Genomic DNA, 12,015 nt, shown 5'->3' with positions numbered 1-12,015 from the left:
TGGGAAGGCGGTGGGTGGGGCTCAGGCCCCGACGGTCTCGGTGCCGCCGTCGTCCGGGACCTCGACCCCGCCGGGCACCGGGTCGCGGGTGGTGTCGGTGAGGGAGTCCCGGGCGGCGGCGACCACGGCGTCGGTGGTGATGCCGAACTCGTCGAAGAGCCGCTGGTAGTCGGCCGAGGCGCCGTAGTGCTCCAGGCTCACGAGCCGGCCGGCGTCACCGACGACCTCTCGCCAGCCCTGACCCACGGCTGCCTCGACGCTCACCCTGGCCCGCACCCGCGGCGGCAGCACCTGCTCGCGGTAGGCGCGGTCCTGCTGGGCGAACCACTCGCGGCAGGGCATGGACACGACCCGGGTGGCGACGCCGTCGGCCTCGAGGCGCTCACGCGCTTGGACGGCGAGCTGCACCTCGGACCCGGTGGCCACGAGGATCACCTCGGGCTCACCGTTGCCCGCCTCCTGAAGCACGTAGGCGCCGCGCGCCGTCCCCTCGGCCGGCTCCATGACGTCCCGGTCGAAGGTCGGGAGGTTCTGCCGGCTCAGGACCAGCGCTGCGGGGTGGTCCTGGATACCGAGGACGGTGCGCCACGCCACAGCCGTCTCGTTGGCGTCCGCCGGACGGATGACGTCCAGCCCGGGGATGGCCCGCAGGGCCGCGAGGTGCTCCACCGGCTGGTGGGTCGGTCCGTCCTCGCCGAGCCCGATGCTGTCGTGGGTCCACACGTAGACCGGGTTGGCCTGCTGGATGGCGGCCAGCCGCAGCGACGGGCGCATGTAGTCCGAAAAGGTGAGGAAGGTCCCGCCGTAGGGCCGGGTGAGACCCTCGAGGCAGATGCCGTTGAGGATCATCCCCATGGCGTTCTCGCGGATGCCGAAGTGCAGGGTGCGGCCGTACTCGTCACCGGGGAACATCTCCGTGGCCTTGCCGCTGGGCACGAAGGAGGGGACGCCGGACATCGTCGTGTTGTTGGAGCCGGCGAGGTCGGCGGAGCCTCCCCACAGCTCCGGCATCACGTCGGCGAGGGCGCTGAGCACCTCTCCGGACGCCTTCCTCGTCGCCATGCCCTTCTCGTCCGCCGGGAAGGTCGGGATGGCGCCGTCCAGGCCGTCGGGAAGCTCGTGCCGCTGCAGGCGGTCGAGGAGGGCGGCGTTCTCCGGGTGCGCCGAGCGCCACGTCTGGTAGCGGTCCTCCCACGCGGAGTGGGCCTGCGCCCCGCGCTCGCCCACCCGTCGGGCGTGCTCCAGCACCTCGTCCTCGACGGCGAACGTGCGCCGGGCGTCGAAGCCCAGCAGCTGCTTGGTCGCCGAGACCTCCTCGGCCCCGAGCGCGGAGCCATGGGCGGCGCCGGTGTCCCGCGCCTCCGGTGCCGGCCAGGCGATGATGGTGCGCAGCAGGACCAGGGTCGGGCGGTCGGTCCGGGCCCGCGCGGCCTGCAGCGCGGCATACAGCTCGTCGATGTTCTCGGTGTAGGGGGCCTGGTCGCGCCAGTCGACCACCTCGGTGGCCCACCCGTACGCCTCGTAGCGCCGGGCCACGTCCTCGCTGAACGAGATGTCGGTGTCGTCCTCGATGGAGATGAAGTTCTGGTCGTAGATGACCGTGAGGTTGGACAGCTCCTGGTGCCCGGCCAGCGAGCTCGCCTCGGACGTGACGCCCTCCATGATGTCGCCGTCGGAGGCGATGACCCAGATCTGGTGGTCGAAGGGGGACTCCCCGGGGGCGGCGTCCGGGTCGAGCATCCCCCGCTGCCGGCGCTGCGCCATGGCCAGGCCGACGGCCGAGGCGAGCCCGGACCCCAGCGGTCCGGTGGTCATCTCGACGCCGGTGGTGTGGTGCACCTCGGGGTGCCCAGGGGTGGCGGACCCCCACGTGCGCAGCTGCTGCAGGTCCTCCAGCTGCAGGCCGTACCCGGACAGGTAGAGCTGGATGTACTGGGTCAGGCAGGAGTGCCCGGCCGAGAGCACGAACCGGTCTCGGCCCAGCCAGTGCGGGTCGGAGGGGTCGTGCACCATGACGTTCTGGTAGAGCAGGTAGGCCAACGGCGCGAGGCTCATGGCGGTGCCGGGGTGCCCGCTGCCGCACTTCTCCACGGCGTCGGCGGCGAGCACGCGGGCGGTGTCCACCGCGCGCACGTCCGCATCGGTCCAGCCGACCTGGGAGCAGACGGGGTGGGGCAGGGAGCTGTCCCGGCCGGCGGTGAGGTTCTCGGTGGAGGTGGTCACTGGTTCATCTCCTGACGGTGCGTGGGCACGTGGCGTCGGAGCGGCGCGATGACGCCCCGGTACACCCCGACCTTAGTCCCTGTGCGGCGGCGCGCGAGCCGGGCGGGCCCCCGCCGATCCCGGGCGCAGGGCGCTGGGGCGGGCGGCTACGATGGAGGACGCGTCGAGAGCCCCAGCGGCTCCACGCCCGACCTGCACCGCGACCCCCCGAAGGATGCCGTGACCACGCTCGACCCCCGTCCTGGCCGTCCCGGACGGACGCGGCCCGGGACCACGGGCGAGGGCCAGGGGGGTAGAGGCTGGCGGCAGGTCGTCGGCGACTACGTCGCACTGACCAAGCCGCGGATCATCGAGCTGCTGCTGGTCACGACCTTCCCCGTCATGTTCCTCGCCGAGCGCGGGGTCCCTCCCGTCTGGCTCATCGTCGCGACCCTCGTCGGGGGCACCCTCGCGGCCGCGTCGGCCAACGTCCTCAACTGCTTCCTCGACCGCGACATCGACGCCCGCATGCACCGCACCTCGACGCGTCCCCTGGTCACCGGGGCCGTCTCGCCCCGTGCAGCCCTGGTCTTCGGTGGCGTGCTCGGCGTGGCCTCGGTCCTGTGGCTGGGCCTGGTCGTCAACGCGCTGTCGGCGGCGCTGGCGCTCGGGGCGATCCTGCTCTACGTCGTGTTCTACACGATCGTGCTGAAGCGGCGCACCAGCCAGAACATCGTCTGGGGCGGCGTGGCCGGGTGCATGCCGGTCCTGATCGGGTGGTCGGCGGTGACCGGCAGCCTCTCCTGGGCGGCCCTCGTGCTCTTCCTCGTGGTCTTCTTCTGGACCCCGCCGCACTACTGGCCGCTGTCCATGCGGTTCAAGGAGGACTACGCCGCTGCCGGGGTACCGATGCTGCCCGTGGTCGCCGAGGACATCGCCGTGGGCCGGCAGGTCGTGCTCTACGCGTGGGTCACCGTCCTCACCTCGCTCGTCCTCGTCCCCGTCGCCCCGATGGGGTGGATCTACACCGTGGTGGCGGTGGTCGCCGGCGCGGTCTTCGTCATCGAGTCGCACCGGCTCCTCGCCCGCGCCCGGGCCGGGGTCACCGGGGCACCGCTGGGCGCGATGCGGCTGTTCCACTTCTCCATCAGCTACCTCACCCTCCTCTTCCTCGCGGTGGCGGTCGACCCGCTGCTGCACCTGCCGCTGTCATGACAACCTCCCTCGACCGCAGGCACGAGCCGGCCGCTCCCGCGTCGTCGCTGCTCGGTCGGCTGCTGCCGCGCACGCCCGGTCGTTGGCTGCGCGGCATGGCGCTGGCCTCGCTGCTCGCCAACTCCCTGCTCGTCCTGACCGGAGGTCTGGTGCGCCTGACCGGGAGCGGGCTGGGCTGCCCGACGTGGCCCCGCTGCACGGACGCGTCGTGGACCAACACGCCGGAGATGGGGGTGCACGGTGTCATCGAGTTCGGCAACCGGGTCCTCACCTTCCTCCTGGCCGCCATCGCGATCCTCACCTTCCTGGCCGTCTGGCGGCTGCGGCGCGAGCACCGCGACCTGTTCGTCCTCGCCCTGGTCATGGGGCTGGGCATCCCGCTGCAGGCGGTCCTCGGCGGGATCACCGTCCTCACCGGCCTCAACCCGTGGGTGGTCGGGGTCCACTTCCTGGTCTCGGGCGTGCTCATCGCGCTCGGGTCCCTGCTGGTCGTGCGGGCGCGCCGGGCGAGCCTGCCGCAGGCGGCGCACGCGCAGCGCCCCGGCCAGGTCGGCGCCGGGCGCCGGGCGATCCGGGCGCTCGCGGTCGTCATCGCGCTGAGCGCGGCCCTCGCCGTCTACCTCGGGACCCTCGTCACCGGCACCGGCCCGCACTCGGGGGACTCCGGCGAGGTGGCCCGGCACACCTTTGACGCCTACCTCGTCACGAGGGCCCACGTCGTCCCGGTCTACGTCCTGGTGCTGACCACCGGGGCGGCCGTGCTGAGTGCCTTCGCCCTGGGCTGGCCGCCGGTCGTGCGCCGGATGCTCCTCGTGCTGTCCGCCGTCCTGCTGGGCCAGGCCGCCGTCGGCTACTACCAGTTCTTCACCGGGCTGCCGGTCGCCGCCGTGGCCCTGCACCTCGTCGGGGCGGCGGCCCTCATCGCGGTCACCGCGATGACGGTCCACGTCATGTATGCCGTCAGCGCGCCCGGACCGGGCGCGACCACCGACGTCTCGGAGCCGGACGCGCCCGCGGCCGCGACGAGGGAACGCGAGCGGCAGCGGTGAGCGAGGGCGACCCCCGCCCGTACGCCGTCGAGCTGCGCGACCTGACCCGGAGCTTCGGGGCGACCACCGCGCTGCGGGGACTGACGCTGTCGGCGCGCCACGGCGAGGTCACCTGCGTGCTGGGGCCCAATGGCGCGGGCAAGACGACCGCCGTCGAGATCGCCGTGGGCCTGCAGCGGCCGGACGGCGGGCAGGTGCGGGTGCTGGGCCGCCGTCCCTACGGTGCGGGTGCCGACCACCGGGACCGCGTGGGCGTCATGCTGCAGGACGGTGGGCTGCCGCAGGCGGTCACCCCGCGTGCCCTGCTGCCGCACCTTGCCCGCCTGTACTCCACCCCGGTCGACGTCGCCGAGCTGGCCGGCCGCCTCGGCATCCCCGCCTTCGAGCGCACGACGGTCCGTCGGCTCTCCGGCGGCCAGCGGCAGCGGGTCGCGCTGGCCGCCGCGCTCGTGGGGTCGCCGGAGGTGGTGTTCCTCGACGAGCCCACCGCCGGCCTGGACCCGCACGCCCGCCGCGAGGTGCACGTGCTGCTGCGCGAGGTGGCCGCACGCGGGACGGCCACGGTGGTGACGACGCACTCCTTCGAGGAGGCCGAGCGGCTGGCCGACCGGGTGGCGGTCGTGGTCGGTGGCCGGGTGGCGGCGGCGGGAAGTGTCGACGAGGTCTGCTCCGGTGCCGGGGCCGCGGGCCTCGAAGAAGCCTACTTCGCGCTGACCGACGGGGTGTCGCTGTGACCGCCGCCGGGACGACCGACACGCGGCGGGAGGCGCCGGCGGTCCGTCGGGTCCTGGCCCAGGCGAGGTTCGAGGCGCTCGGGCTCCTGCGCCACGGCGAGCAGTTGCTGGTCTCGGTGGTGCTGCCCGTCCTCGCCCTCGTCGGGCTGAGCCTCGTGAGCTCCCCCCAGCTGGCGGTCGAACGGTGGTCCGACGCCGCTCGCATCGACGTCCTCGCCCCTGGCGTCCTCGCCCTCACCGTGCTCTCCACCGCCTTCACCGGCCAGGCCATCCTGCTGGGCTTCGAACGTCGCTGGGGCGTCCTCCGCCTGCTGGGCACCACCCCGCTCGGTCGCGGTGGCCTGCTCCTCGCGAAGACGACGGCCGTCCTCGCCGTGCTGGCCCTGCAGCTGCTCCTCCTCGGTGGGGTCGCGGGCGCCCTCGGCTGGCGTCCGGACGTGGCCGGCCTGCTCCCGGCGGTCGTGGCCGTCGTCCTGGGGGCCCTGGCCCTGGTGTCGCTCGCCGCGTGCCTGGGCGGCGCGCTGCGCGCGGAGGCCGTCCTCGCGCTGGCCAACCTCGTCTGGGTGCTGCTGGCCGGGTTCGGTGGGACCGTGCTCCCGGCGGTCGCGCTCCCCGGCGAGCCGCTGCTCTCCCTGCTGCCGACCGCGGCCCTCGGGGACGCCCTGCGCGACGCCTTCGTCCTGGGCGCCTGGAACGTCCGCGCGCTCCTGGTCCTGCTGGTCTGGGGGCTGCTGGCGGGACTGCTCGCGCGTCGGCTGCTGCGCTGGTCGGACTGACCGGCCCCGCCGTCCAGGGTGAGGGTGCCCTACCTTGGCACCGGTCACGCGAATACGTCACACTGTCATGGTGAATATCACGCAGGTGCCCGACGCCATGGCGGAGGTGCACGACGAGTCCCGGACCCGGGACCGCGTGCGTCGCGCCGTGGGGGAGCGGGCGCCGGTGACGGCGAGCGCACTGGCCAAGGAGCTGGGGCTGACCCCGGCGGCTGTGCGCCGCCATCTGGACGCCCTCGACGAGGCCGGGCTCATCGCCGAGCACGACGGCCCGCTGCCCGGCCGCCGGGGCCGTGGCCGCCCCGCGCGGGCCTATGTCCTGACCTCGCTGGGGCAGGAGCAGTTCCGCACCAGCTACGACGGGGTGGCGAACGCCGCACTGCACTACCTCGCCGACCGGGTCGGGGTCGCCGCGGTCGAGTCCTTCGCCGAGGCCCAGATCGCGCAGCTCGAGCAGCGCCTGCGCGCCTCCGTCGACCGCGCCGTCGCCGACGCCGGGAGCGACGACCTCCAGACGCGCACGGCCGCCCTGGCCAAGGCGCTCTCGCACGAGGGGTATGCCGCCTCCGCCCGGCCCGTGGGGGAGGGGACCGGGCTTGCCGGCCTGCAGCTGTGCCAGGGCCACTGCCCGGTGCGCGAGGTCGCGACCGAGTTCCCCCAGTTCTGCGAGGCCGAGACCAAGGCCATCGCCCGCATCCTCGACGTGCACGTCCAGCGGCTGGCCACGCTGGCCGGGGGCGAGCACGTCTGCACGACCTTCGTGCCGATCGGCGCCCTCGGGACCGCTCCGCCGAGTGCGGAAGAAAGAGCGAGTGCGCCACCGTTCGTCATACCGAGGACCCCGACACCACCTGACCCCACCGACCGCACCGCCGACGAGAGGACGTGACATGAGCACCAACATCGAGGAGCTCAACCCGGGCCTGAAGGACCTGGGCAAGTACGAGTACGGCTGGGCCGACCGCGACGAGGCCGGAGCCTCGGCACGGCGCGGGCTCTCCGAGGCCGTCGTGCGCGACATCTCGGACCGCAAGAGCGAGCCCCAGTGGATGCTCGACCAGCGGCTCAAGGCTCTGCGCCTGTTCGGCAAGAAGCCGATGCCCCACTGGGGCGCGGACCTGTCGGACATCGACTTCGACAACATCAAGTACTTCGTGAAGTCCACCGAGAAGCAGGCCACCAGCTGGGAGGACCTGCCGGAGGACATCCGCAACACCTACGACCGTCTCGGCATCCCCGAGGCCGAGAAGCAGCGGCTCGTCGCCGGTGTCGCCGCGCAGTACGAGTCCGAGGTCGTCTACCACCAGATCCGCGAGGACCTGGAGGAGAAGGGTGTCCTCTTCCTGGACACCGACACCGCCCTGCGCGAGCACGGCGACCTGTTCCGGGAGTACTTCGGGTCGGTCATCCCCGCCGGCGACAACAAGTTCTCCGCGCTCAACACCGCCGTCTGGTCCGGTGGCTCGTTCATCTACGTGCCCAAGGGTGTCCACGTCGACATCCCGCTGCAGGCCTACTTCCGGATCAACACCGAGAACATGGGCCAGTTCGAGCGCACCCTCATCATCGCCGACGAAGGGTCGTCGGTGCACTACGTCGAGGGCTGCACGGCGCCGATCTACAAGACCGACAGCCTGCACAGCGCGGTCGTCGAGATCGTGGTGAAGAAGAACGCCAAGGTCCGCTACACCACCATCCAGAACTGGTCGAACAACGTCTACAACCTCGTCACCAAGCGCGCGACCTGCGACGAGGGCGCGACGATGGAGTGGATCGACGGCAACATCGGGTCCAAGGTCACGATGAAGTACCCGGCCGTCTTCCTCCTCGGCGAGCACGCCAAGGGCGAGACGCTGTCCGTCGCCTTCGCGGGCGAGGGTCAGCACCAGGACGCCGGCTCCAAGATGGTGCACGCCGCCCCGCACACCTCCTCGACCATCGTGTCGAAGTCGGTGGCCCGCGGCGGCGGCCGGTCCTCCTACCGCGGTCTGGTGCAGATCAACGAGGGCGCGCACCACAGCAGGTCCTCGGTGGTCTGTGACGCGCTGCTGGTCGACCAGATCTCCCGGTCCGACACCTACCCCTACGTCGACGTCCGCGAGGACGACGTGCAGATGGGCCACGAGGCCACCGTGTCCAAGGTGTCCGAGGACCAGATGTTCTACCTCATGTCCCGAGGCATGTCCGAGACCGAGGCCATGGCCATGATCGTGCGCGGCTTCGTGGAGCCGATCGCCCGCGAGCTGCCCATGGAGTACGCCCTCGAGCTCAACCGCCTCATCGAGCTGCAGATGGAAGGAGCCGTCGGCTGATGTCTCTTCTTGTCGACGACAAGACTCATCAGGACCCGCAGGCCCAGATCGGCGGGGACCACCGCATCCCCGACCAGTCCCGGGCCGCCCGCACCAGGTCCTTCGACGTGGACGCCTTCGGTGTCCCCACCGGGCGCGAGGAGGAGTGGCGGTTCACCCCGGTCGACCGGCTGGCCGGCCTGTTCTCCGACACCGCGACCGACGACCGTGCCGGCGACGCCGCCGCGGAGTTCGCCGTCCGCGCCTCCGAGGAGGTGAGCGTCGCCACGCTGGCCCCGGGCCAGGCGCCCCGTGGCACCGTGCTGGTGCCCGAGGACCGTGGTGCGGCCGTCGCCTCGGCCAACACGCCGGAGGCGCTGCACCTCGCGATCGCTGCCGACGCCGAGCTCGCGCAGCCGGTGCGGGTCGACGTCGCGGGTCGCGGCGCGGGGCGCCGCTCCAACGCGCACGTGGTCCTGGAGGCGGGCGCGCACAGCAAGGCGCTCGTCATCCTCGACCACACCGGTGCCGCGGACCACACCGGCAACCTCGAGGTGCTCGTGGGTGACGGGGCCGACGTCACCGTCGTGTCCCTGCAGCGCTGGGACGACGAGGCGCTGCACCTCGCCCAGCACGAGGCGCTCGTGGGCCGGGATGCGAAGTACAAGCACATCGCGGTCTCCATCGGCGGCGGCATCGTCCGGATGAACTCCAACGTCCGGTATGCCGGCCCCGGCGGCGACGCGACCCTGCTCGGCGTCTACTTCGCGGACGCGGGACAGCATCTGGAGCACCGCTCCTTCGTCGACCACAACGCTCCCCGGTGCACCTCGCTGGTGACCTACAAGGGTGCGCTGCAGGGCGACACCGCCCGGACCGTCTGGGTGGGCGACGTGCTCATCCGCGCCGAGGCCGAGGGCATCGACACCTACGAGCTCAACCGCAACCTGGTGCTCACCGACGGCGCCCGCGCCGACTCGGTCCCCAACCTGGAGATCGAGACCGGTGACATCGCGGGTGCTGGTCACGCGAGCTCGACCGGCCGGTTCGACGACGAGCAGCTGTTCTACCTCATGTCGCGCGGCATCACCGAGGACGAGGCCCGGCGCCTGGTCGTGCGGGGCTTCTTCGCCGACATCGTGGCCAAGATCGGGGTCCCCGAGGTCGTCGAGACGCTCATGACCGCGATCGAGGAGGAGCTCTCGCTCACCATGGGGAGGACCCCCGCCGCATGAGCCAGCCCGTCCGCGTCTGCTCGGTCGACGAGCTGCCCTCCGAGGTGGGGGCGGTCGTCGCCGAGATCGAGGGTCGCCGCGTGGCCATCGCCCGTGACTCGGCGGGGCGTCTGCACGCCTTCGACGACACCTGCAGCCACGCCAACGTGAGCCTGGCCGAGGGCGAGGTCGAGGGCCAGCACATCGAGTGCTGGTTGCACGGCTCGCAGTTCAACATGACCACCGGGGCCCCGGAGCAGCTGCCCGCGACCATCCCGATCGCCGTGCACGAGCTGCAGGTGGACGAGGACGGCAGCGTCCTCGTCACCCTGCGGACCACCACGGCAGGCGTCTGAGACCGCCCCGCCCCGAGACCTACCCACCTGTTGCAGCAAGGAGAAGCATGACCACCCTGGAGATCAAGAACCTGCAGGTCAGCGTCGAGACCGAGGACTCCGCCAAGGAGATCCTCAAGGGCGTCGACCTCACCATCAACTCCGGCGAGACGCACGCCATCATGGGCCCCAACGGCTCGGGCAAGTCGACCCTGGCCTACGCGATCGCCGGCCACCCGAAGTACACCGTGACCGGCGGCCAGGTGCTGCTGGACGGCGAGGACGTCCTGGCGATGGGCGTCGACGAGCGGGCGCAGGCGGGGCTCTTCCTCGCGATGCAGTACCCCGTCGAGGTGCCGGGCGTCACCGTGTCCAACTTCCTGCGGACGGCCAAGACCTCGATCGACGGCGAGGCCCCCAAGCTGCGCCACTGGGTCAAGGACGTCAAGGTCGCCATGGAGTCGCTGCGCATGGACCCGGCGTTCGCCGAGCGCAACGTCAACGAGGGCTTCTCCGGTGGCGAGAAGAAGCGCCACGAGATCCTCCAGATGGAGCTCATCGAGCCCAAGATCGCCATCCTCGACGAGACCGACTCCGGTCTGGACGTCGACGCGCTCAAGGTGGTCTCCGAGGGCGTCAACCGGGTCAAGGACAAGACGGGGCTGGGCGTCATGCTCATCACCCACTACACGCGCATCCTGCGCTACATCCAGCCCGACTACGTGCACGTCTTCGTCAACGGCCGGGTGGCCGAGTCCGGTGGTCGCGACCTGGCCGACCGGCTCGAGGAGGAGGGCTACGACCGCTTCCTCACCGCCGGCGTCTGAGGACGGGAGGCACCGAGGTATGACGACGGGACAGCTGGCGGCGCAGCCGCTGAGCGAGGTGGAGATCGGCCGGATCCGTGCCGACTTCCCCCTGCTGCGCCGCACGGTGCGCGGCGGCCGTCCCCTCGTCTACCTCGACAGCGGCGCCACCTCGCAGAAGCCCCGGGTGGTGCTCGACGCCGAGCGCGAGTTCTACGAGCGGCACAACGCCGCCGTCCACCGGGGTGCCCACCAGCTGGCCGAGGAGGCCACCGACGCCTTCGAGGGCGCGCGGGCGACCGTCGCGCGCTTCCTCGGAGCCGACCCCGGCGAGGTCGTCTTCACCAAGAACGGCACCGAGGGCCTGAACCTGCTGGCCTATGCCTTCTCCAACGCGGGCGCGCCCGGCGCCCTCGACGGTGTGGACGAGTCCTGGGCGCAGCGGCTGCGGCTGGGCCCCGGTGACGAGGTCGTGGTGACCGAGATGGAGCACCACGCCAACCTCGTGCCGTGGCAGGAGCTGTGCCGGCGCACCGGGGCCACCCTGCGCTGGATCGGGGTGGACGACGACGGCGAGCTCGATGTCGCCCGGCTCGACGAGGTCGTGGGGGAGCGGACCCGCGTGGTCGCCCTCACCCACGTCTCCAACGTGCTCGGCACCGTCAACGACCTCGGCCCCGGGTCCCCGGTGGTCGCCGCCGCCCGCGCGGTCGGCGCGCTCGTCGTGGTGGACGCCTGCCAGTCCGCGCCGCACCTCGACATCCGCCCGCTCACCGCGGCGGACTCCGGGGTGGACGCCCTGGTGTTCACCGGCCACAAGACCCTGGGCCCCAGCGGGGTCGGGGTGCTCTGGGCGCGGCGGCGTCTGCTGGAGGCCATGCCCCCCTTCCTCACCGGCGGCTCGATGATCGAGGTCGTCCGGATGGAGGGGTCCACGTACGCCCCGCCGCCCGCCAAGTTCGAGGCGGGGGTGCCCATGGCCGCACAGGCCGTCGGTCTCGCCGCCGGGCTCGACTACCTCACCGAGGTGGGGCTGGACCGGGTGCACGCGCACGACCAGCAGCTCATGCGGCATACCCTCGACGTCATGGCCGACCGGCCCTGGCTCCGGGTGCTCGGCCCGCAGGACCCGCAGCGCCGGATCGGTGCGGTCGCCTTCGTCGCCGACGGGGTGCACCCGCACGACGTCGGCCAGGTGCTCGACGACTCCGGTGTCGCGGTGCGTACGGGTCACCACTGCGCGTGGCCGCTGCACCGCCGGCTGCGGGTGCCCGCCTCGACCCGGGCGAGCTTCGGGATCTACACCAGCCTGGGGGAGATCGAGGCCCTCGCCGAGGCCCTCGACCGGGTGCCCGACATCTTCGGACTGGCGGGATGAGAGGAGCGCGACGCT

General features: G+C 72.3%; 11 protein-coding genes. 10 read left to right on the top strand and 1 reads right to left on the bottom strand.

Going from position 1 to position 12,015, the window contains the following annotated elements:
• Positions 1-21: 21 nt before the first annotated feature.
• On the bottom strand, positions 22-2,223 hold the full coding sequence (gene tkt, locus Q0795_RS03135) for a transketolase (protein WP_298886341.1): 2,202 nt from the start codon (positions 2,221-2,223) through the stop codon (positions 22-24).
• A gap of 219 nt (positions 2,224-2,442) precedes the next feature.
• Between tkt and Q0795_RS03130 the strand changes: the two genes are divergently transcribed.
• The 10 genes from Q0795_RS03130 to Q0795_RS03085 all read left to right on the top strand — a co-directional run bounded on the left by Q0795_RS03130 (position 2,443) and on the right by Q0795_RS03085 (position 12,000).
• Positions 2,443-3,417 carry a heme o synthase gene (locus Q0795_RS03130; protein ID WP_298886339.1) on the top strand — a complete coding sequence of 325 codons (975 nt, stop codon included), beginning with the start codon at positions 2,443-2,445 and terminating at the stop codon, positions 3,415-3,417.
• Complete coding sequence (locus Q0795_RS03125; RefSeq protein ID WP_298886336.1) at positions 3,414-4,466, top strand: COX15/CtaA family protein; 1,053 nt, start codon at positions 3,414-3,416, stop codon at positions 4,464-4,466. The genes Q0795_RS03130 and Q0795_RS03125 overlap by 4 nt, the downstream gene beginning before the upstream one ends.
• Positions 4,463-5,200, top strand: coding sequence for an ABC transporter ATP-binding protein (locus Q0795_RS03120; RefSeq protein WP_298886334.1), 738 nt, complete (start codon positions 4,463-4,465; stop codon positions 5,198-5,200). The genes Q0795_RS03125 and Q0795_RS03120 overlap by 4 nt, the downstream gene beginning before the upstream one ends.
• Positions 5,197-5,976 carry an ABC transporter permease gene (locus Q0795_RS03115; RefSeq protein WP_298886331.1) on the top strand — a complete coding sequence of 260 codons (780 nt, stop codon included), beginning with the start codon at positions 5,197-5,199 and terminating at the stop codon, positions 5,974-5,976. Before Q0795_RS03120 ends, Q0795_RS03115 begins: the two co-directional genes overlap by 4 nt.
• A 67-nt stretch (positions 5,977-6,043) precedes the next feature.
• Complete coding sequence (locus Q0795_RS03110) at positions 6,044-6,865, top strand: helix-turn-helix domain-containing protein (protein WP_298886328.1); 822 nt, start codon at positions 6,044-6,046, stop codon at positions 6,863-6,865.
• 1 nt (position 6,866) lies between these two features.
• Positions 6,867-8,288, top strand: coding sequence for a Fe-S cluster assembly protein SufB (gene sufB / locus Q0795_RS03105; protein WP_298886326.1), 1,422 nt, complete (start codon positions 6,867-6,869; stop codon positions 8,286-8,288).
• The gene (sufD, locus tag Q0795_RS03100) at positions 8,288-9,502 is read left to right on the top strand and encodes a Fe-S cluster assembly protein SufD (protein ID WP_298886324.1); all 1,215 of its coding nucleotides are present in this window, start codon (positions 8,288-8,290) and stop codon (positions 9,500-9,502) included. The genes sufB and sufD overlap by 1 nt, the downstream gene beginning before the upstream one ends.
• Positions 9,499-9,837, top strand: coding sequence for a non-heme iron oxygenase ferredoxin subunit (locus Q0795_RS03095; protein ID WP_298886322.1), 339 nt, complete (start codon positions 9,499-9,501; stop codon positions 9,835-9,837). Before sufD ends, Q0795_RS03095 begins: the two co-directional genes overlap by 4 nt.
• 47 nt (positions 9,838-9,884) lie before the next feature.
• Positions 9,885-10,643 carry a Fe-S cluster assembly ATPase SufC gene (gene sufC / locus Q0795_RS03090; protein ID WP_298886320.1) on the top strand — a complete coding sequence of 253 codons (759 nt, stop codon included), beginning with the start codon at positions 9,885-9,887 and terminating at the stop codon, positions 10,641-10,643.
• Positions 10,644-10,662: 19 nt separating this feature from the next.
• A complete protein-coding gene (locus Q0795_RS03085; protein WP_298886318.1) occupies positions 10,663-12,000 on the top strand; it encodes a SufS family cysteine desulfurase in 1,338 nt (445 codons plus the stop codon).
• Positions 12,001-12,015 lie beyond the last annotated feature (15 nt).

This window comes from uncultured Serinicoccus sp. (genome assembly GCF_947487915.1).
GTDB lineage: Bacteria > Actinomycetota > Actinomycetes > Actinomycetales > Dermatophilaceae > Ornithinicoccus.
Note: the sequence above shows the minus strand (reverse complement) of the source record. Positions and strands in the feature narration are given on the sequence as shown.